This is a genomic window from Streptomyces zhihengii (assembly GCF_016919245.1).
Taxonomy (GTDB): Bacteria; Actinomycetota; Actinomycetes; order Streptomycetales; family Streptomycetaceae; genus Streptomyces; species Streptomyces zhihengii.
The window spans coordinates 4796172-4815083 of record NZ_JAFEJA010000001.1 but is presented as its reverse complement, the minus strand read 5'-3'; the positions used below and the strand labels follow the sequence as shown (position 1 = coordinate 4815083).

Below are 18912 nucleotides of genomic sequence, written 5' to 3'. Positions count from 1 at the left end.
GTTCAACATTCAAGGATGGGGTCGTACAGTGGGACGCATGAACACGGCATCCATCGGCGGCAGCGGCGACGAGCCGCGCTGGCTGACCGCGGACGAGCAGCGCGTATGGCGCTCCTACCTGCACGCCACCACTCTCCTGGAGGACCATCTCGACCGCCAGCTGCAGCGGGACGCGGGCATGCCGCACGTCTACTACGGCCTGCTGGTGCAGCTCTCCCAGGCACCGCACCGCCGGCGCCGGATGACCGAGCTCGCCATCGACGCGAAGATCACCCGCTCCCGCCTCTCGCACGCGGTCGCCCGCCTGGAGAAGAACGGCTGGGTGCGCCGCGAGGACTGCCCCTCCGACCGGCGGGGACAGAACGCGGTCCTCACCGACGAGGGCTTCGAGGTCCTCAGGCGGACCGCGCCGGGACACGTGGAGGCCGTGCGCCAGGCGATCTTCGACCGCCTCTCGCCCGAACAGGTCCGGCAGCTCGGCGACATCATGCAGGTGATGGCGGAGGCCCTCCAGCCCCAGGACACCGGCGCGGACCTCCCCTGGCTGCGCTGACGGACCGCGCCGGCACCTCGCCGGACTGCACCCCACCTCGCCTCACCCACCGCGACAGTCCACACCGCACCGCAGGGCACCGCGACAGTCCACACCGCACCGCAGGGCACCGCGACACAGCTCGCCGGCCCTCGCCGAACCGCGATGCACCCCCGGAATGCGCCGCACCTCGACGCCAGGGGCCCCGCACGGTCTGCACCGTGCGGGGCCCCTGGCGTGGTCCGCGGCCTTCCGCGGCCCCGGCGCGCCTCAGTGGGCGACGACCGGGATCCGGACCTCGTCCTCGGCGCCCTCACCGGCACCGGAGCCGGCGACGGGCGAACCGCCGCCCGGACGGCCGGTGTTGACGAAGGTCGCGGCGATCACGGCGGAGGCGGCCAGGATGCCGACGGCCCACCAGATCGCGGACGAGAAGCCGTGCACCATGCCCTGGAGCTCCAGGACCCTCGGGTCGCTCGCGCCCGCGGCGTGCGAGGCGATGTACGAGGTGGTGGCGGACGCGGCGATGGTGTTCAGCAGCGCGGTGCCGATGGCGCCGCCCACCTGCTGCGAGGTGTTGACCATGGCGGACGCGACTCCGGCGTCGGCCGGGTCCACCCCGTGCGTGGCCAGCGACATCGCCGGCATGAACGCCGTACCCATGCCGAGGCCCAGCATGAGCTGCGCGGGCAGGATCAGGCCCGCGTAGGAGCTGTTCACGTCGAGCTGGGTGAGGAGCAGCATGCCGAGGGCGGCGAGCAGGAAGCCCGGAGCCATCAGCAGCCGGGGCGGCACACGGGTCATCAGCCGGGCGCCGATCTGGGTGGAGCCCGTGATCATGCCGACGATCATCGGCAGGAAGGCGAAGCCCGTCATCACGGGCGAGTACTCCTTCACGACCTGGAGGTAGAAGGTCAGGAAGAGGAACAGCCCGAACATCGCGATGACGGCGAGGCCCAGCGAGAGGTAGACACCGCCGCGGTTGCGCTCGGTCAGGACGCGCAGCGGCAGCAGCGGGGCGGCCACCTTGGCCTCGGTGACGACGAAGGCGAGCAGCAGCACGGCCGAGGCCACGAACATGCCGACCGTCAGCGAGTCGGACCAGCCGGCCGACTCGGCCCGGGTGAAGCCGTAGACCAGCGCGACCAGACCCAGCGTGGACAGCACGACGCCGGGGATGTCGAGCGAGGCCCGGTTGCGGGTGCCCGCGGGCTCCCGGATGACGAAGTACGCGCCGACGGCGGCGACGATCGCGAACGGGATGTTGACGAAGAAGGTCCAGCGCCAGTTCAGGTACTCGGTGAGGAAGCCGCCGAGGATCAGGCCCACGGCGCCGCCGCCACCGGCGATCGCGCCGTAGATGCCGAACGCCTTGGCGCGCTCCTTGGCATCGGTGAACATCACGGCGAGCAGGGAGAGCGCGGCGGGCGCGAGCAGCGCGCCGAAGGCGCCCTGGAGTGCGCGGGCGCCGAGCATCATCGCCTCACCGGTGGCCGCTCCGCCGAGCGCGGACGCGGCGGCGAAGCCGATCAGGCCGACCACGAAGGTCCGCTTGCGTCCCCACAGGTCGGCGATGCGTCCGCCGAAGAGCAGCAGACCGCCGAAGGCCAGGGCGTAGGCGGTGATGACCCACTGCCGGTTCCCGTCGGAGATCCCCAGGTCCTGCTGGGCGGTCGGCAGCGCGATGTTCACGATCGTCGCGTCGAGCACGACCATCAGCTGGGCGAGGGCGATGAAGACCAGGGCCTTCCAGCGACTCGGATCAGGCAGTGATATGTCAGGAGTTTTCGGCATGGGTCTGGCCACCTCTGTACGGAAAAGGGTCGCGCGAGGGCGCGGCGGAAGGTCGGTGAACAAGTCCGCCGGGTGGGCGTCACGGCGTCGGGACGCCCCGGGGCGGGGTGAGGTGAAGGGGCCGGGACGGGCGCCCGGGTGGGGTGCGGTCCGGCGGGAGCGGTCGGTGCCGCCGAGGCGTCAGCCGCGCTCCGTCTCCGTCATGGCGGTGCTCCGCAGGTCTTCGAGGGTCGCGGCCGCGCCCGGCAGCTCGGAGCGCGCGGGCGCCTCGAGTCCGTCCAGGAACAGCTGGAGATGGCGGTGGACGAATCGGTCCATGCTCAGGCAGCCCGTGCCCGGCAGCGGCCGGGTGAGCTGGGAGAGGGCGACCATCAGGTCTCCGACGGCCACGTCGGCGCGCATCCGGCCCGCCGACTGCGCGCGCTCCACGAGGCTCAGCACCGCCTGGTCGAGGCGTTCGCGGCCGGTGTGGAGATCCGGGTGGTCGGCGTCGAAGTCGCCCGAGAGCATCGGGCACAGCGCGCCGACGCGCTCGTCCGCCGCGATGTGCACGAACCGCCGCAGGGCGGTGAACGGGTCGGCCTCCTCGGCCGTCATCCGCTCCGCCTGTTCGGTGGTCCGGGACATCACGGAGACGACGACCTCGCGGACGAGGACCTGCCGGTCGGGGAAGTGACGGTAGAGCGTGGCGTTGCCGACGCCGGCGCGGCGTGCGATCTCGTCCAGCGGGACCTCCGGTCCGAACTCGACGAACATCTCGCGCGCGGCCGACACGATCCGCTCACGGTTCCGCAGGGCGTCGGCCCTCGGTCGCGGTACGCGGGGCGTCTCGGTGGCGGCGGTACCCACGGCTCCACATCCTTCCGGTCGTACTCCGGCGGGTGCGCCGGGTGCGTGTGCGGGGCCGCCCCGTAAGCGGGGAGCCCATCCCCGTTTCGCGGGGGACAGGGGTGCAAACGGGGAAACGATCCCCGGTTATTTCCCGAGCTCGATGTGACCTGCGTCACTCTCGCGCTTCTCAATCCCCCGCGCCCCGAAGACTCCCCGATCGGACCACCCGGCGCGCGCCGCGCACCCGCCCGACTGAGGCTGATCGACAGAGCGCAGCCAGGGTCCGGCCTGCTGCCGCGGCCCCGAAGGCGAACGCATGCAGCAGCCCCGCCACCGGATACGCAGCCGGAACGGCCGCCGGTCCCGCCTCGGCCCCCTCGCCGCCCTCGCCGCGCTCGCGCTCGCGGGGCTCACCACGGCGAGCGCGACGCTCCCCGTCTCCACCCGGGCGTCGGCGGGCCCGGTCGCCGCTCCGGACACCACCGGGCTCGGCCCGTGCCGCATCGCCTCGGTCCTGGGCGTGCAGATGTCGGAGGGCCTCCCCACCCCCGCCGGGTACACCCGCTCGACCGGCGAGGTCAGCGCCCTCAACCTGATGATCGACTTCTCCGACGCGGAGGGCGAGGGCGCGGCGCTGGACCGGCTCGCCGAGTTCTTCCCGCAGACCTCGGAGTGGTTCAGGACCAGTTCGTACGGCCGGCTCGCCTATCGCCCCCACGCCCCGGTCGGCGACTGGCTGCGGATGCCGAAGCCGTTCGCGGAGTACGGCCTCGACCGCGGCTCCCCCTACGAGCCCGGCTACCGGGCACTCGTCGAGGACCTGGTCGAGGTCGCCGACGCCGAGGTCGATTTCAGTGCGTACGACCTCGTCAACGTGATCGTCACCCCGAACGCCGGCCCCTCCGCGCTGGACACCGTGCTCTCCGTGACCTTCTCCGGCAACGACGAGGCGCCGCACGCGGACGGGGTGCCGCTGGCCAACACGTCCTTCGTGTACAGCCGCCAGGACGACGGCTCCGGATCGTACGAGGAGACCGGCTACCGCGTCCTGCCGCACGAGAACGGCCATGTCTTCGGGCTGCCCGACCTCTACACGGCGCAGGGCGGCGGCGCCGTCGGCCACTGGGACATCATGTCCGAGGACTGGGGGGCCAACAACGACCTGCTCGGCTGGCACAAGTGGAAGCTGGGCTGGCTGGACAACGACCAGATCCGCTGCGCCGCCGCACCGGGCACCACCGAGTACGCGCTCACCCCGCTCGCCGTCTCCGGCGGCTCCAAGATGGCGATCGTGCCGCTGGGCGAGGACGCCGGCTACGCGATCGAGGTGCGCACCCGTGAGGGCAACGACGACGCCGTCTGCGAGCCGGGCGTGCTGATCTACCACGTCCGCAGCAACGTGGACACCGGCCAGGGCCCGGTGACCGTCGAGGACAGCCAGCCCGACAGCGGCGGCTGCACCCGCAGCCCCAACGTCCACGCCGAGCTGTCCGACGCGCCGTTCCGGCCCGGCGAGACCTTCACCGACAAGAAGAACGGCGTGCGCGTCCTCGTCGTCGGCGAGGACGAGGGCACCTACCGGGTGCGGGTCACCCGCTCCTGAACCGGTCAGCCGTCCACGCGCTGTGCCACGAAACCGTCCCGCAGCTCCCGCTTGAGGATCTTGCCCGTGGCGTTGCGGGGCAGCGGCTCGTCGCGCAGCACCACGTGCGCCGGCACCTTGAACGCCGCGAGCACCGCGCCGACGTGCTCGCGCAGGTCCCCGGGACCCGCCGTGGCGCCCGGTCGCAGCCGGACCACGGCCGCCACCTCCTCGCCCAGCTCCGGATGCGGCATGCCCAGCACCGCGCAGTCGTCGACGTCGGGGTGCCCGTGCAGGGCCGCCTCGACCTCGACGCAGTACACGTTCTCGCCGCCGCGGACGATCATGTCCGTCAGCCGGTCGACGATGCTGATCCGCCCGTCGCGGGCCGTGGCCAGATCCCCGGTCCTGAACCAGCCCTCGTGGAACGCCGCGGCGCTCGCGGCCGGGTCGCGCCAGTAGCCGCGGACGACGCCCTGGCCACGGATCCACAGCTCGCCGACCTCGCCCTCGGGCAGGGCCTCGCCCGAGGGTCCGGCGACACGGGTCTCCACGGCGGGCGCGGGACGGCCGACGCCGCCGGGGTCGGCGCGGTAGCCGTCGCCGGATGCGGCGAGCATCCCGCCGCTGGTCTCGGTGAGCCCGTAGCCGTTGCGCGGTTCGATCCGCCGTCCGTACGCGGCGGTCAGCCGCCCCACGAGGTCCGGCGGGGGCGCGGCGCCGCCGGTGTTGAGATGGGTCAGCGTCTCCAGGCCCGCCCCCGTCCGCCGGGCGGCGTCGAGCAGTTGGAGGGCGGTGGCCGGCACCCCGGAGTAGTGGGTGACCCGGTGCTCCTCGACGAGGGCGAGGGCCCGCTCGGCGTCCCAGCGCCGCATCAGGACGAGCGTGCCGCCGACGCCCATCATCGCGTAGAGCGTGGTGAACGCGGCGACGTGGAAGAACGGGAACGTCATCAGGGTGACCGGGCTCGGGCCCTGCCCGGGGACGGCGCCGCGCGCGAGGGCCGCGGCGGTGGCGTGGAACCGCGGGTGGACGGTGGCGCCGGCCTGCGCGAGCTGGGTGGCGACGGCGCCCTTGGGGCGGCCCGTGGTGCCGGAGGTGTAGATGATCGTGGCGTCCGCCTCGGGGGCGACGTCCACGGCGGGCGGCGCGGCGTACGGATCGGGCGCCGGGAAGTCCTCGTAGCGCTCCACCCCTTCGGCCCGCGGCCCGTCGCCGTGGAAGACGACGCAGCGCGCGCCCCTGCGCCGCCGCCAGGCGTCCATCCGCGGCAGGCGCTCCCCGTCGACGAGCAGCAGCCGGGGCGTGCAGTCGTCCAGCGCGTACGTCAGTTCCGGCTCGGTCCACCATGCGTTGAGGGGGACGGCGACGACCCCCGCCAACTGGGCTGCCCAGAAGGCGATCTGCCACTCGGGGTGGTTGCGCATGGCGATGGCGACGCGGTCGCCGGGCACCAAGCCGTACTCCTCGGTGAACCGGCACGCGAGGGCGCTCGCCGCGGCGAAGAACTCCCCGTACGTGAGGGTCCCGCTCTCCGCGACGAGGAACGGCCGCTCGCCGAACGCCCAGGTGGTCTCGGCGAATTCACGCAGCGTCCGCGGGCCGCTCACGTACTCCAGCGCCCCGTCCTCGCCGCGCTCCACGGCGAACGGCGCCCCGGGCGCGGTGAGGCGGGCGTACGCGGGGTCGTTCGTCTCGGGGTGCGGCACGCTGTGGGCCCCTCTCTCGGCGGTCGCATCGGCGACCTCGGCGGCGGTCGTACCGAAGATCGGCGCCGGCGGTCATATCGGCGACCTCGGCGGCGGCGGTCGTGCCGGAGGCCTCGGCGCCGGCTCCCGGCGGTCGTGCCGGCGACGCTATGCGCACCCGGGCGGCACGGGCAAGACCCGCCAGGCGCCCGGTGCGGGCACCCACGAAAGGCGCCCCGAACGCCGTCACCGGAAAGGCTTTCGCACAGGCGTACCCCGGGCCTCCATCCTGCCGCTGGATCGTGCGCATGTGCGAATCACGTATTCACCTACGACACCCGGACCACCCCGTCCGGAGAATTCCCCGGCGCTTCACAGGACGACCACATACACCCCCGCCCGGAGAAATGGCCAACGGCATATCCCCACGTGGACACCATGATCCGGCCAACCCGTCCCGGGCCTCTAATGCTCTCGGCCGCTCCCCCGCTGGCCCGTGGAGATGAATTCAGGCCATTCGTTCGCACGCCCGTCGATGCCTTCACTCGAAGTTAACGCTTCATGCAATTTGCGCGTGTTAGCTTCCTGGAAATGCGAGGAGGAGACACCACTCCGGCGGAAGGAGCGCGCCATGCACCGTGCGACGCCCCGCTCGGCATGTGTCCTCCTGGCGCTGGTGCTCGCCGCCCTGCTGTTCCCGGCGCCCACGACGCCGGCCCACGCGGCGCACGCGGCCACCGCGCCCGCGCTTCCGGAGCGCCCCCACCACCCGGAGCGGGCCGTTGAGGAAACGGTCCACTGCCGCGGCAAGGACCAGCCCACCGACCCGGTCGACTGGTCCCGGCGCGACCGCACGCGCGGCCCCGGCGATCTGACGCCGAGGACCGTCCACCATCTCGTGCGCGCCGCCGACGCCTCCCCCGGCGCCCGCCCACCGGTCCTTCCGCCGTCGGCGGACGGGCCGAGACCGGCGACGGGCCGCTCGCTGCCCGCACTCCAGGTGTTCCGCTGCTGAGCTGACCCGCGGCACGAGCCCGCGAAGCGACTCCCCGTCACCGGCCCCCACGCCCCGCGCGCGACGCGTCCCCCGCGTCCGCCCGCGCACACGGGGGAGCGCTCCGCCGTGCCCGCCTGCGCCCTGACTCGTACGCACCGACGCGCCTCCCACCGGCGCGCCAGGAGGAACAACTGCCATGCAACCGCTGATCGACCACGCCCGCTCGTACGGCCGCCGGTCCGCAGGACGCCCCGGGGAACTCGCCCGGCTGGCCGAGGGACAGACGCCCCAGGTCCTCTTCATCACCTGCTCGGACTCCCGGGTCGTGCCCGCCCTGATCACCGGCGCCCGGCCCGGCGAACTCTTCGAGCTGCGCTCCGCCGGCAACATCGTCCCCCCGCACGGCACCGGGCGGCCCACCGGTGAGGCCGCCACCGTCGAGTACGCCGTCGAGGTCCTCGGCGTCGCCGACATCGTCGTCTGCGGCCACTCCCACTGCGGCGCCGTCGGCGCCCTGGTCCGCGGCGACGACCTCACCGCCGTACCGGCCGTCCGCGACTGGCTCGCCCAGGAGTCCGCAGCCGCGCTGCCGCCCGGGTCAGCCGAGGACCCCGCCGTCACCTCGGCCGTGCAGACCCACGTCCTGACCCAACTGCTGCGGCTGCGCGCGTACCCGGCCGTCGCCCAGCGCCTCGCCGCGGGCCGGCTGCGCCTGCACGGCTGGTTCTACGAGGTGCACACCGGCCGCGTCCTCGCGCACGACGTCCGCTCCGACGCCTTCCTCGCGCTGTGAACGCCGACGGGGACCGCCCGGCCCGCTTCCCCCACCTGCGGCAGGACTTCGCCGCCTCCCTCGTCGTCTTCCTCGTCGCCCTCCCGCTCTGCGTGGGCGTCGCCGTGGCCTCCGGGGTGCCCGCCGAACTCGGGCTGATCACCGGCATCGTCGGCGGACTCGTCACCGGCATGATGCGCGGCAGCAGCCTCCAGGTCTCGGGCCCCGCCGCCGGACTGACCGTGCTGGTCTTCGAGGCGGTCCAGCAGTTCGGGCTGCCCGCCCTCGGGGTGATCGTGCTCACGGCCGGACTGCTCCAGCTCGCCATGGGCGGCCTCGGCTGGGGCCGCTGGTTCCGGGCCATCTCGGTGTCGGTCGTCGAGGGCATGCTCGCCGGCATCGGCCTGGTGCTCATCGCGGGCCAGCTGTACGCCGCCGCGGGGCTGCCGGCCCCGGCGTCCGGCCTGGACAAACTGACCGGGCTGCCCGGCACGCTCGCCGGCGCGACCGGCGACACCCGCGCCCTCACCTCGCTGGCGCTCGGCGCGGCGACCGTCGCCGTACTCGTGCTGTGGAACCGTCTGCCCCGGCCGCTGCGCGCCGTCCCCGCGGCGCTGGCGGCGGTCGTGCTCGCCACCCTCGCGTCCCTCGCGTTCGGGCTCCCGGTGGCCACGGTCGAGGTGCAGGGCCTGTTCGACGCCGTCCAGCCGCCCTCGCCCGACGCCTTCGCCGGGCTGCTGGGCTTCGGGCTGCTGGGGACGGTCGCCGCCTTCACCCTGATCGCCTCCGCGGAGAGCCTGTTCAGCGCGGCGGCCGTGGACCGGCTGCACGACGGACCCCGGACCGACTACAACAAGGAACTCGTCGCCCAGGGCGCCGGGAACACCGTGTGCGGCCTGCTGGGCGCCCTGCCCATGACCGCCGTGATCGTGCGCAGCTCGGCCAACGTCCGGGCCGGTGCGAGGACCAAGGCGTCCCGGGTGATGCACGGAGTGTGGCTGCTGCTCTTCGCGGCGCTGCTGCCGTCCGCCCTGGCGCTGATCCCGCTGCCGGCCCTCGCGGGCGTCCTGATCCACGCGGGCTCCAAGCTCATCCCGCTGCGGGCGCTCGGCGGCCTGTGGCGCGAGCACCGGGGCGAGGCGCTGATCCTGGTGGTCACGGCGGCGTCCATCGTCGCGGTCAACATGTTCGAGGGCGTCCTGATCGGCCTGGCCCTCTCCGTCGTCAAGGCCGCCTGGGAGGCGTCCCACATCCGGCTGGAGGTCATAGACAAGGGCGCCGGCCCCGTGCAAGCCCACCTGTCGGGGAACGCCACCTTCCTGCGCCTGCCGAAGATACTCGACAGCCTGGAGGCCCTCCCCCAGGACCGCCCCGTCGAACTCGACCTCTCGGGCCTCCACCACCTCGACCACGCCTGCCGCACCGCCCTGGAGACCTGGGCGGCCCGCCACAGCACCACCGGCACCGAACCGGTCCGCCTGACCGGCCCCTCCCCCATCGGCACCCCCGCCCCCTGACCCCCCGATCACCACCCGCCCGCCCCCACCCCACCCGCTACACTGTCCGCGGCGGCCCGTCCCACCCGGGCACACGGCCGCCCCGCCTTCGTAGCTCAGGGGATAGAGCACCGCTCTCCTAAAGCGGGTGTCGCAGGTTCGAATCCTGCCGGGGGCACCACTGTTCACCAGGTGTGAACGAGAGAAGAGGCCAGGTCGGGACGCTGATCCCGGACCTGGCCTCTCACGTGAGAGTCGCAACCGCAACAGTCTCAGTCGCACTGATGACACTATGGGTCAGGGAGCGCGGCTCCCAAATTCCTCCCAAATGATCATGGCGGGGGGATGGAGTTAGAAGCGACCCCCGGCGTGCGCTGCCGGGGGTCGCCCTAGTGCCGGGAACGGAGGTGCCGCCTCGTACCCCGACACACCTCCCCCATCCCCAGAGGAATGGAAGTCAAGCGCCGGTTCACTCGAAGGTGTGAACAGGTGTTCTATTCGCTGCACCATACAGCGAGGCATGGCTCATGCATATGCCATAGCCCTGGATCATCGACTGTGACCACTTAGGTACTGACACATGATCGATCTCGATCAAGCGTCTGTCGAGTGCCTTCCCGTCGCTACCCTCGCCCGCCGTGGATCCTCGCCCGCCGCGCTGCGTTTGGACATCGCCTCGCGTTACTGCGGCAGGCTGCTGGCCTCTCCCAGGAGCAGCTCGCGGAGCGGGCCCTCGTCGAGCGGCGCAGCATCATTCGATGGGAGCTCGGCGAGCGCGACCCCGGACACCTGGATCTCGTTCTACTCGCCCAGGCGCTCGAGGTCACCTGGCCCGACCTCCTAGGCGATCCCCCTCACCCGAGTGAGTAGCCCTCCGGGCGGTCGAGGCACTGCTGGGGTAGTCGTCCGGGGCTAGCCGCCTCCTGGGCGTCGCGCCACCGCAGGCCTCGCAGGTGACGATGATTCTGTCCCCCATGAGGACGGCCATCGTCTGGGTGCCGTGGCATTCCCTGCAGGGTGTCCGGTCGTACTGGCGGCCGATCCGTTCGTAGATCAGCTGCACCTGAGCGCTGGTCAATGTGCTGCGGCGGCGCCCGGGCGGGCCAGGTTCTCCCAGTGGTCGCAGAGCGACAGCACGGACAACGCGACCTTGCGGGCGTGCCGGTACGCCGCGTAGGTGCCGAATCCCGGCGGTGTGTTCAGCCGGCGCCATGCCTCGTCTACGCCGACCAGGGCCACGGCGGCCGCGTAGTCACCGGCGGGCGCGGCGCGGATGAGGGCCCGGATGTCGGGGACGAGGAGCTGGACGTGGCCGCGAAGCGTGTCCAGCAGCACGGCCAGGTCCGCGGCCGGCGGCGGCCCGTCGAGGGCATGCACCCGGCGCCCGGTCTCCCGCATCGTCGCGAGGTCCGGCGGCGTGGCGTCTGTAGTAACGGACGCAGGGCTTACCTGGCTGCTCATTGGTCTCTCCCGACCCGACTCGGTGTGGACGAAAGGCCAGAGTGCCAGCAGGGTGTGCCGGATCCGATACACACTGTGTATCGCCCGGGCGTATCGTCCTGGCATGAGTGGTCGGGCACTGTGGACAGACGTCAGGCTGCGCGCTGCCTGGGTGCGTGGCGACTGGGGCGAGATCCTCCGCGAATACCGGAGGGCCGCCGGCATCTCGCAGCGACACCTGCAGATACTCACAGGCGTCGCACAGCCGCACATCTCCGCTATCGAGTCGGGCCGCCGACGGGTGACGTCCGCCGACCTCATGGCCCGCCTAGCCAAGGGGCTGCAGGTGCCGAGCGAACTGACAGGCATGACACAAGACCAGCCGAGCACCTGGGATCCGCCCGCCGCCCTCCGCGAACGCATCGCGCACGGGCACGCGACCGGCCGCACCGATCTCCGCACCGCCGAGTGGATCGGTGACGTCCTCGCTCAGCACCGGCGTGCCGAGGACGAGGTGGGCGGCCGCGCGCTGTGGCCCGTGGTCCGTGCCCAGCTCGACGCCGTGACCGCTCTGATCCCGTCGACGAGTGGCGCGGCCGCGGACCGGCTGATGCTCCTGGCGGCCGAGCACGCGCACTGGCTGTCCTGGGTGGCCTGGCAGGAGCAGCGCACAGGCCCGGCCCTGGCATGGATCGACACGGCGCACGGCTGGGCGGTCGACGGCGGGCACGTCGACATGTCGTCATGGGCGTACCGCGTCCGGTCCTGGTACTCGCTGCGCGCTGGCGACCCCATCCGGGCCCTGCGCACGGCCGAGGCGGCCCGGGCGCTCCCCGGGCCGCTGTCCTCCGTCGCGGAGTCGGCGGCCACGCATCAGGCATGCATGGCGGCCGCCGCTCTCGGCGAGCGGGACCGTGCGCGGCGTCTGTCCGATCGCGCCCTGGCACTGGCCCTGGCCTCCGAGGACGAGGCGGACCGCCCGGGCTGGCTGTACTGGCTCACGCCAACCAGGGCGCGGCTGCAGGCTGCTGACGCGGCCGCGGCCTGCCACCGTTGGGACGAGGCGGCCGCCATGTTCCGCGAGGTGTTGCCCGAGCTCGACGGGTACCCGCGCGACCGCGCCCACTACGAGCAGCGCCTGGCCGAGGCCGAGCGCCGGTCCTAGTCGACGAGCCGGGTCCGGATGATGAGCGGCTCCTGGCCCTCGTCGAGGGTGGCCTTGATGGCTGAGACCTGGTGGGCGTGGTGCGGCCCGTACTCGCGCGTTTCGCCGTTGAGCTCGTAGGTGTCATCCGGGCCCGGGTCGGGGAACGTGCACCGCTCGGTCCGCTCCTCGAGGTCGGCCGGCTCATAGTCGTCCGGCCCAACGCCGGCGGGCAGGACTCGGAACGTGATGTCGTAGGTGCGCATCCGCGGATCGTAGCCCCGGGGCCCGACATGACGGAGACCCCGGGTGTCGGGCCCGGGGTCTCGCATCAGCCCTCAGAGTAGCGCGCGGCCCGGGGCCCGGAGGCGAAACGCAGAGAGCGCCCCCGCCGCCGGCCGTAGCCGGGGCGGGGGCGTTGTCACTGCTGTATCAGGGGGGCGTCGTCGGGAGTTGGATCGGGCACGGGTATGCCGGAGCCGCGGATCGTCTCCTGCAGGACGATGACGTACCGCCGGAGCGCGCGGATGACGCGGTCCTGCCCGGCCTCGCGTTCACGGGCCGCGTCCTGCCCGGCCTCCAACTCGTTGATCCTCTTACCCTGCGCGGCGACGACGGAGGCGATGTCCGCGATGGTCGACAGGCTGCCCTCGGGCTGCTCCGCCGTCACCTCCGCAGCCGCCGGCCGCGGCCTCGACACCATGGCCACGATGACGGAGAACCCTCCGCCGATGATCAGACTCGCCAGACCGTACAGGGTGTTTTCGTTCATGGGCCGTCCCCTCGTGCTGCCGGCGGGACGACGGTGCGTCGCAGTGTCGCCACCTCCCGCCGCAGGTGTACGAGCCGCCGGGTGGAGGCGGCGACGATCAGTGCCAGCGCAGGGGACGCCAGCCAGGTGAGTCCCGAGGTGAGCCCTTGCGGGAACTCGCCCAGGGCGCGGGCGCTGGTGTAGGCGGCGGCCCAGACGACGGGCATCGCGGTGGCGGCGGCCCAGCCCCACCAGTCCCGTGAGCTCGGCAGGACGGCGGCGGAGCAGGACAGGACACCGGTCCCGATCCAGGCCCAGGCCCAGACGGGCATGGGCGCCACCGCGGTGAGCGCGGACGCTCCGCGGACCGTTCCGTACCGCGGATCCATCAGGAGGCCCAACCCCCAGTTGAGCCACGCGATGCCGCACACCAGGAGGGCCATGCCGCGATAGCCGAGGCGGTGGCCCACGCGCTGCAACAGGGCCCGCATCAGCCGTTCGCCTGCCCACGGTAGGCATCGCCGGTGACCGGGGGCAGGGCAGGCTTGGCCGGGTACTCCGGCGGGCGGGCCCACCCGAGGAACAGTCCGGCGACGGTCTGCAGCGCGGTGCCGCGGGCCCGCTGCCCGGCTATCTCCAGACAGCGGAACACCACGTAGTAGACGGCCGTGCAGCCCGCCAGGACCAGGGTGACGGTGCGCTCGCCGTCGAGCTCGAGGCCCGCGCGGGCACCCGTGGTGATGAGCCACCCGGCGACGAGCGGCACGACGGTGCGCATGACGGAGACGTACAGGGAGGTGGCCATGGGCCCGCTCCTTCCGTGAGACGGGTCCGGCCGCCGGAGTGGCGGCCGGATGTCAGGGCTTGCAGATGCCGATGGCGACGCGCAGCATGTGTCCGGGCGACCAGCGGGGGGCGAGGCAGTTGGGGCAGATCAGGCGCTCTCTCACGCCACGACCTTGAAGCCGGCGCGCTTGGCGAGGCGGTCGAGGCTGGCGCGGCCGGGGATGCCGTCGGCAGCGGCGCCCGTGTAGGAGCCGCCGGCCTTGGAGCGCTGCCACTTCGCGTAGGCGGCCACCGTGCTGCTGCCGTAGTGCCCATCGCCGTAGACCTTGGCCAGGAGGCCGGCGTCGATCAGGGCGGCCTCCACGGTGCGCACCCCCGTGTAGGTGACGGGGGTACCGGAGCGGGCCGGGTCGGTGCGCGCCGCGGTGATGAGCCGGGAGAGGTCGACGACGGGGGCCTGCGGGGCGGGGAGCGGCGCGGGCGCGCTGGTGCCGAGGCGGGTCGCGATCCGGCCGCGCATCGCGTCCATGGTGAACCCGCGCGGGTCGATCTTGCCGGGCTGCCACTCGGCGTGCCCGATCGCGCGGCGCGCACTGCGCCAGCCCTGCGCGCGGATGACCGCGGCTGAGGCGCGCTCGATGGCGAGGAGCTGGGCGGCGGGCCAGGGGTCCTCGCCGTCGCCGAGGTTGACGCACTCGAAGCCCCAGAAGTACCGGTTGCCGTCGGTGTTGGCCTCGTTGTCGGCAGGGCGGGTGCCCTCGGCCATGACCGCGCGCAGTACGTCGTCGTCGCCGAGTCCGGCGTGATTCGTGCGCCCGTACCCGACCAGGTGCACGGTGCCGGTCTTGTCGATGACGCCATGGCACAGGGGGCCGGGCAGGGCCGAGTGGCCGTTGTAGCAGAGATCGACGGTGGCCTGGGCGCCGGAGGTGACGGTGTGATGGATCATCACGCCCTCGACCGGCCCCCACGGGCCCTTGTGGTTGCGGTTGTTCGTCCGCCAGCTCCTGTGCTCGACGACGCGCAGGCCCTCCGCGCGGAGGGCCTGCAGGAGTCTGTCCGCGGACAGGGGTGTTGCCATGGGTGTGCTCCAGATGTGCGGACGGCCCCGCCGGTGGGCGGGGCCGTCGTGGGAGGGGGACGAGGTCAGGAGACCTCAGGCTGCGGGACCAGGAGCTCGGCGGTCAGGAGGGTCATGTCGTGGCCGCAGCGGCCGCACACCGCGCGGGTGCGGATCGGGGCGCCGTCGTTGGAATAGAACGGCTCGCAGAGGAACACCTGCTCGTAGTTGACGCAGTCCTCGTTGTCGTCGCGGGCGGTGACCCGGTAGTACAGGTAGGGTTGCCAGACGATCGGCTGCGGCTCGGTGGGGACGTCGGCGGGCTTGTTGACTTTGATCATTGGCCTATCACCATCCAGTAGAGGGCTGTCGGGGTTGTGTTCGCGCGGGTGACCCAGAGGGTGAACCCGCCTGATGTGACGTTGGTGGCACCGACGCCGGTGACGCCGGCGCCGCCGGGGACTGCGGTCGCCGCGGTGACGTACGCGCGGAACGTGCTGCCCCGGACGTTGAGGCCGGTCACGAGAAAGCTCGTGGGGATGTTCGCCCCGCTCGGCGTGACGGTCGTGGTCCCCACCGCGATGCTGCCGGCGGTGAGCACCCCGCCCACGGCGACCCGGTCGGTGACGAGGTCAATGAGGCTGTCCCCGGACCCGGGCGCGGTGCCGGAGTACATGACCACGAGGCTGCTGGCGGCGCTCTCGCGGCTGCCGGAGGACAGGTAGAGCTCCAGCCTGTCGCCGAGGTCGGCGAAGGCGACGCGCCCCTCGTCCTGTCGGCGCATGCCGTCGATGCCGAACGCGAGGTCGCCGGCGGCGAGGGCGGCGTAGAACCGGCGGTCGCCGCGCTCCTCGTACGCGGCGACGGCCGCGCGCCGGTCGGCGTCGAAGGAGGACGTCATCTCGGTGAGGACGTTGCCCTGCGCGTCGACCAGGCGCAGGGAGCCGTCGACGTCGAGGGAGGTGTGGCGGGCGCGGCGGGCGGCCCTCAGTTCGCGGAGTTCGCGTTCCAGGGTGGCGACGCGCCGGTTGAGGTCGGTCGGGCCGCCGGGGAGCTGGTGTGCGGGGGTGGGCATCTAGTCCTCCTGGACGAGGATCGGGCGGACGCGGTCCGCTCCGGGGTCGAGCTCCCAGGACCAGGCGCGGGCGACGACGTCCATGCCTTTGGGGTGGCGGGGCGAGGTGGTGACGTCGATGCGGACGGTGTGGCCGAGTGCCCAGTCCCGGCCGATGCGCGGCGCCTTGGAGGCGACGGCGTCCACGGTCCAGACCCGGGCTCCGGTGCCCATGAGGGCGAGGGCCTGGGCGGCGTGCCGGGTGAGCTGGTCGGGGTCGGTGACCCCGGTCGCCGGGGTGAACCGGTGGACGTAGCGGGGCCAGCCGAGCGCCTCGAGCTGGTCGGCGACCTGCGGCACGCTGGTCAGGCGGGAGGTTCCCTCACCCTCGCCGCGGGCCTGGACGACCGTGGCTCCCTTCCCGGCCTCGTACGACTCGGCGAGCGTGTACGAGGAGATGCAGCCGGGGAAGTCGAACGTCCCCTCAGGGGCTGGCGCCTGGCTGCCGATGCGGGAGGCGATCCGCAGCGGCAGGTCGAAGCCCGACCGGTCCGCCTTCCACGCGACGTCGATCGTCCACTCCGGGCCGCCGTCGAGGCCCATCAGCTCTTGGAGCGCGGACAGGGCGGTGCGGTCGTCGCCGTCCATGACGATCCAGTCCATCAGGGTGCCGGTCGCCGTGGCGTCGAGGACGAACGGCGGGCCCTGCGTGAGCGCCGGCGTCACCGCGGCGGCGGCCGCGTCCGCCTGGTCCTGCTGCACGATCGTCACGTCCCCGGTGTACCGGCGCTCCAGGTAGGCCTCCGGGGTCGCGGCGCCGAGGTTCACGGTCTGGGTGCTGCCGCCGTCGCGGGTCAGGACGATGCCGGGCCACACGGGGGTGTCGGTGTCCCGGTCGACGGCGACCAGGAGGCTGCGGCCCGGGGCGGTGGCGGCCTCCCAGTCGGCCGGCGCACCGCCCAGGGCGAGCTCGAAGGCGGTCGACGTGTGCGCGCCGAGGCGGCGGGAGAGGACCCCGGTGGGGCGCAGGGCGGGGAGGTCCTCGACGATGCGGCCGGTGCGCAGGTCGCAGCCGTACCAGTCGAGCACGACGGCGTCAGATGTCATATTCGCACCCGTCGAAGCAGAACCACGTCGTCTGCCCGGGGGCCACCGAGCCGTAGACGGTCGCGGTGCCGTTAGCGGCGATCTCCACGCGGGTGCTGCCCATGGTGCTGGCGTTGTAGTTCCGGGCCACGGTGATGGTGCGGAGCTGGGTGGCCGGCGGGCGGAACTGGGCGGGGAACGTCGCGAACACCTGGGCGGTGGTCACGTCGGAGGTGCAGCCGACGGAGCCGCGGAGCTTGACCATGGTCACGCCGTCGTCGACGACCAGGCGGGCGCCGAGCGGGGACAGGGAACCGAACGGCGTGGTGAAGCCCGAGGCGACGCTGAGGGCCGTGTACGGGGTGTTGCGGACCTTCGCGTACGTGTCGACCGAGGAGCCGTTCCAGACCTTGAGGTCGGTGCCGTCGTGCCAGGCCTGCCCCGTGTACGGGGACGCCGGTGTGGACGCCTGCCCGGGCAGGATGCCGCCCGGCGCCACCGTGAGCGGCCGCACCGCCGTGGACACGGCCGGGGAGCCGCCGCCGGACGCGGGCACGCTGATCGTGGCGAGCGGCATGTAGACGACCGTTCCGGCGGGGGTCGGCGCCGCCGGCGTCGACGAGGCGGTCCCCGCCAGGTACACGGGATCGGCCTGCCGCAGGCCGGAGGCGTCGACGTCGGTGTCCCACACGCGCAGATACACGAGGTCGATCCGGGGCAGGGTGGCGTGCGCGGCCGCGACCGAACCGGGCGACACCGACGCCGGCAGGGCGACGCGGTAGACGCCTTGCCCGGGCCACGCGATCGCGGCGACGCCGGCGGACACGTTGATGGTCGATCCGGCGAGCGACACGGTCAGGCCCGGGTCGCCGGGCCGCACGCCGCTGCGGCCGCCGCCCGCCGCGGCGTTGCCCATCAGCAGCATGGAGTCCGCCCGGCGGAGCTCCGCGCCGTCGTACGCCACCGTGTTCTGCCACGTCGGGTCCGTGGGCATCAACGGCTCCTCTCACATCGGGGGGTTACATCCATGCCGACCGCCAGGTGACGGTGAGCAGTGCGCCGGGCGCGTACACGTCGGCGGTGAACTGGAAGCGCACGGTCTGCTTGGCCGGGATCTCTGGCCACTGCGCGGTCAGGAACCGGCGCCTGCTTGCGGTGCCGTTGAGGATCACGGACTTGGCGTCGACGTCGATGACGAGGCTGTCCCCGGCGCCGAGCGTCTCCGCGTACAGCAGCGCGCGCACCGCGGCGTTCTCGTACTGGGCGTAGATCCGCGGGGCGGCCACCGGCCCGTCGATCCGCAGCACCGGCCGGGTGGCCATGTCGCCGGCGTTGTAGGCGGCGACCTCGCCGGACACGGTCGTCGCCGCCAGCGTCAGCGGCGGCGACGCCGGCAGCGTCAGCCCGCCGGTCGACGACGCCAGCGGTGTGCTGTCGGACTGCTCCTCGGTCGCGTACCGGCGCGGGTCGGCGGCCGTGACCATCAGGCTGTAGGTCGCGATCCGGTCGGTGGTGTACTCCATGACCGGGCGGCCGCTGCGGCGCACGACGGCCTGGCGGGGGATGTGCTCGCGCACGACCAGGAGGACGTCGTCGAGGCCGGCCGCCGCCCGGGCCCGGTCCATGGCGTCCTCGAGCGCCGTGCGGTCCGGGGCGACGATCGTCCCGGTGAGCGTGACGGGCCGCTCGGCGAGGTAGCCGGGCGTGTGCCAGGCCCCGTGATCGCCCTCGCGCTGCTGCAGCTCGGCGCGGAGCTCCGGCGAGTCCCAGCCCTGCATCCCCTGCAGGAACCAGGCCACCCCGTTCGCGTCGACCGCGCCGAGCGGGAGCTCGCCCAGGTCCGCCCGCATCCCGCCCAGGTCCGTCCCCGGCTGATACATCCGGCGCACCTCCCTTCTT

At 73.1% G+C, this 18912-nt stretch carries 21 protein-coding genes and 1 tRNA gene; 8 read left to right on the top strand and 14 right to left on the bottom strand.

All coding sequences use genetic code 11. From position 1 onward, the window contains the following. Positions 1-37: 37 nt before the first annotated feature. On the top strand, positions 38-553 hold the full coding sequence (locus JE024_RS20380) for a MarR family winged helix-turn-helix transcriptional regulator (protein ID WP_205374960.1): 516 nt from the start codon (positions 38-40) through the stop codon (positions 551-553). 249 nt (positions 554-802) lie between these two features. Here JE024_RS20380 and JE024_RS20375 read toward each other — a convergent pair whose 3' ends face one another. After that, positions 803-2326 carry an MFS transporter gene (locus JE024_RS20375; protein WP_205374959.1) on the bottom strand — a complete coding sequence of 508 codons (1524 nt, stop codon included), beginning with the start codon at positions 2324-2326 and terminating at the stop codon, positions 803-805. A gap of 180 nt (positions 2327-2506) precedes the next feature. Further along, positions 2507-3175 carry a TetR/AcrR family transcriptional regulator gene (locus tag JE024_RS20370; protein ID WP_205374958.1) on the bottom strand — a complete coding sequence of 223 codons (669 nt, stop codon included), beginning with the start codon at positions 3173-3175 and terminating at the stop codon, positions 2507-2509. 298 nt (positions 3176-3473) lie between these two features. On the opposite strand from JE024_RS20370, the gene JE024_RS20365 reads away from it, so the two are divergent. Then, on the top strand, positions 3474-4760 hold the full coding sequence (locus JE024_RS20365; RefSeq protein WP_205374957.1) for a M6 family metalloprotease domain-containing protein: 1287 nt from the start codon (positions 3474-3476) through the stop codon (positions 4758-4760). 5 nt (positions 4761-4765) lie between these two features. Here JE024_RS20365 and JE024_RS20360 read toward each other — a convergent pair whose 3' ends face one another. Further along, entirely contained in the window at positions 4766-6448 is a 1683-nt protein-coding gene (locus JE024_RS20360; protein ID WP_244883001.1) for a class I adenylate-forming enzyme family protein, read from the bottom strand. A gap of 610 nt (positions 6449-7058) precedes the next feature. On the opposite strand from JE024_RS20360, the gene JE024_RS20355 reads away from it, so the two are divergent. The 5 genes from JE024_RS20355 to JE024_RS20335 all read left to right on the top strand — a co-directional run bounded on the left by JE024_RS20355 (position 7059) and on the right by JE024_RS20335 (position 10562). After that, positions 7059-7442, top strand: coding sequence for a hypothetical protein (locus tag JE024_RS20355; protein WP_205374956.1), 384 nt, complete (start codon positions 7059-7061; stop codon positions 7440-7442). 178 nt (positions 7443-7620) lie between these two features. After that, positions 7621-8217 carry a carbonic anhydrase gene (locus tag JE024_RS20350; RefSeq protein ID WP_205374955.1) on the top strand — a complete coding sequence of 199 codons (597 nt, stop codon included), beginning with the start codon at positions 7621-7623 and terminating at the stop codon, positions 8215-8217. Further along, complete coding sequence (locus JE024_RS20345; RefSeq protein ID WP_205374954.1) at positions 8214-9713, top strand: SulP family inorganic anion transporter; 1500 nt, start codon at positions 8214-8216, stop codon at positions 9711-9713. The genes JE024_RS20350 and JE024_RS20345 overlap by 4 nt, the downstream gene beginning before the upstream one ends. A gap of 84 nt (positions 9714-9797) precedes the next feature. After that, positions 9798-9873: transfer RNA gene (locus JE024_RS20340), tRNA-Arg, on the top strand. A 428-nt stretch (positions 9874-10301) separates the two neighbouring features. Continuing rightward, positions 10302-10562 carry a helix-turn-helix transcriptional regulator gene (locus JE024_RS20335; RefSeq protein WP_205374953.1) on the top strand — a complete coding sequence of 87 codons (261 nt, stop codon included), beginning with the start codon at positions 10302-10304 and terminating at the stop codon, positions 10560-10562. A gap of 204 nt (positions 10563-10766) precedes the next feature. On the opposite strand, the gene JE024_RS20330 is transcribed toward JE024_RS20335, so the two are convergent. Further along, on the bottom strand, positions 10767-11153 hold the full coding sequence (locus JE024_RS20330; protein ID WP_205374952.1) for a DUF6415 family natural product biosynthesis protein: 387 nt from the start codon (positions 11151-11153) through the stop codon (positions 10767-10769). A 103-nt stretch (positions 11154-11256) separates the two neighbouring features. Here JE024_RS20330 and JE024_RS20325 point away from each other — a divergent pair, with 103 nt between their 5' ends. Beyond that, positions 11257-12297, top strand: coding sequence for a helix-turn-helix domain-containing protein (locus tag JE024_RS20325; protein ID WP_205374951.1), 1041 nt, complete (start codon positions 11257-11259; stop codon positions 12295-12297). Here the strand turns inward: JE024_RS20325 and JE024_RS20320 are convergent. The 10 genes from JE024_RS20320 to JE024_RS20275 all read right to left on the bottom strand — a co-directional run bounded on the left by JE024_RS20320 (position 12294) and on the right by JE024_RS20275 (position 18893). Further along, positions 12294-12542 (bottom strand): hypothetical protein, encoded by a 249-nt coding sequence (locus JE024_RS20320; RefSeq protein WP_205374950.1) that lies wholly within the window; start codon positions 12540-12542, stop codon positions 12294-12296. The genes JE024_RS20325 and JE024_RS20320 overlap by 4 nt on opposite strands. A gap of 155 nt (positions 12543-12697) precedes the next feature. After that, the gene (locus tag JE024_RS20315) at positions 12698-13048 is read right to left on the bottom strand and encodes a hypothetical protein (protein WP_205374949.1); all 351 of its coding nucleotides are present in this window, start codon (positions 13046-13048) and stop codon (positions 12698-12700) included. Then, a complete protein-coding gene (locus JE024_RS20310) occupies positions 13045-13518 on the bottom strand; it encodes a hypothetical protein (protein ID WP_205374948.1) in 474 nt (157 codons plus the stop codon). Before JE024_RS20310 ends, JE024_RS20315 begins: the two co-directional genes overlap by 4 nt. Beyond that, complete coding sequence (locus JE024_RS20305; RefSeq protein ID WP_205374947.1) at positions 13518-13832, bottom strand: hypothetical protein; 315 nt, start codon at positions 13830-13832, stop codon at positions 13518-13520. Before JE024_RS20305 ends, JE024_RS20310 begins: the two co-directional genes overlap by 1 nt. A gap of 141 nt (positions 13833-13973) precedes the next feature. Then, the gene (locus JE024_RS20300; protein ID WP_205374946.1) at positions 13974-14894 is read right to left on the bottom strand and encodes an N-acetylmuramoyl-L-alanine amidase; all 921 of its coding nucleotides are present in this window, start codon (positions 14892-14894) and stop codon (positions 13974-13976) included. A 65-nt stretch (positions 14895-14959) separates the two neighbouring features. Beyond that, entirely contained in the window at positions 14960-15214 is a 255-nt protein-coding gene (locus JE024_RS20295) for a hypothetical protein (protein ID WP_205374945.1), read from the bottom strand. Beyond that, complete coding sequence (locus JE024_RS20290; RefSeq protein ID WP_205374944.1) at positions 15211-15948, bottom strand: hypothetical protein; 738 nt, start codon at positions 15946-15948, stop codon at positions 15211-15213. The genes JE024_RS20295 and JE024_RS20290 overlap by 4 nt, the downstream gene beginning before the upstream one ends. Beyond that, positions 15949-17034, bottom strand: a complete 1086-nt coding sequence (locus JE024_RS20285) for a hypothetical protein (RefSeq protein ID WP_205374943.1) — start codon at positions 17032-17034, stop codon at positions 15949-15951. Continuing rightward, positions 17024-18007 (bottom strand): hypothetical protein, encoded by a 984-nt coding sequence (locus JE024_RS20280; protein WP_205374942.1) that lies wholly within the window; start codon positions 18005-18007, stop codon positions 17024-17026. The genes JE024_RS20285 and JE024_RS20280 overlap by 11 nt, the downstream gene beginning before the upstream one ends. Positions 18008-18032: 25 nt before the next feature. After that, on the bottom strand, positions 18033-18893 hold the full coding sequence (locus JE024_RS20275) for a phage tail family protein (RefSeq protein WP_205374941.1): 861 nt from the start codon (positions 18891-18893) through the stop codon (positions 18033-18035). Between the last annotated feature and the right edge of the window lie 19 nt (positions 18894-18912).

What these genes read in the sequence shown, in the direction of transcription:
- JE024_RS20380 (WP_205374960.1), top strand. Translation starts at nt 38, where the DNA reads ATGAACACGGCATCCATCGGCGGCAGCGGCGACGAGCCGCGCTGGCTG.
- JE024_RS20375 (WP_205374959.1), bottom strand. Translation starts at nt 2,326, where the DNA reads ATGCCGAAAACTCCTGACATATCACTGCCTGATCCGAGTCGCTGGAAG.
- JE024_RS20365 (WP_205374957.1), top strand. Translation starts at nt 3,474, where the DNA reads ATGCAGCAGCCCCGCCACCGGATACGCAGCCGGAACGGCCGCCGGTCC.
- JE024_RS20355 (WP_205374956.1), top strand. Translation starts at nt 7,059, where the DNA reads ATGCACCGTGCGACGCCCCGCTCGGCATGTGTCCTCCTGGCGCTGGTG.
- JE024_RS20350 (WP_205374955.1), top strand. Translation starts at nt 7,621, where the DNA reads ATGCAACCGCTGATCGACCACGCCCGCTCGTACGGCCGCCGGTCCGCA.
- JE024_RS20330 (WP_205374952.1), bottom strand. Translation starts at nt 11,153, where the DNA reads ATGAGCAGCCAGGTAAGCCCTGCGTCCGTTACTACAGACGCCACGCCG.
- JE024_RS20325 (WP_205374951.1), top strand. Translation starts at nt 11,257, where the DNA reads ATGAGTGGTCGGGCACTGTGGACAGACGTCAGGCTGCGCGCTGCCTGG.
- JE024_RS20320 (WP_205374950.1), bottom strand. Translation starts at nt 12,542, where the DNA reads ATGCGCACCTACGACATCACGTTCCGAGTCCTGCCCGCCGGCGTTGGG.
- JE024_RS20315 (WP_205374949.1), bottom strand. Translation starts at nt 13,048, where the DNA reads ATGAACGAAAACACCCTGTACGGTCTGGCGAGTCTGATCATCGGCGGA.
- JE024_RS20310 (WP_205374948.1), bottom strand. Translation starts at nt 13,518, where the DNA reads ATGCGGGCCCTGTTGCAGCGCGTGGGCCACCGCCTCGGCTATCGCGGC.
- JE024_RS20305 (WP_205374947.1), bottom strand. Translation starts at nt 13,832, where the DNA reads ATGGCCACCTCCCTGTACGTCTCCGTCATGCGCACCGTCGTGCCGCTC.
- JE024_RS20300 (WP_205374946.1), bottom strand. Translation starts at nt 14,894, where the DNA reads ATGGCAACACCCCTGTCCGCGGACAGACTCCTGCAGGCCCTCCGCGCG.
- JE024_RS20295 (WP_205374945.1), bottom strand. Translation starts at nt 15,214, where the DNA reads ATGATCAAAGTCAACAAGCCCGCCGACGTCCCCACCGAGCCGCAGCCG.
- JE024_RS20290 (WP_205374944.1), bottom strand. Translation starts at nt 15,948, where the DNA reads ATGCCCACCCCCGCACACCAGCTCCCCGGCGGCCCGACCGACCTCAAC.
- JE024_RS20285 (WP_205374943.1), bottom strand. Translation starts at nt 17,034, where the DNA reads ATGACATCTGACGCCGTCGTGCTCGACTGGTACGGCTGCGACCTGCGC.
- JE024_RS20280 (WP_205374942.1), bottom strand. Translation starts at nt 18,007, where the DNA reads ATGCCCACGGACCCGACGTGGCAGAACACGGTGGCGTACGACGGCGCG.
- JE024_RS20275 (WP_205374941.1), bottom strand. Translation starts at nt 18,893, where the DNA reads ATGTATCAGCCGGGGACGGACCTGGGCGGGATGCGGGCGGACCTGGGC.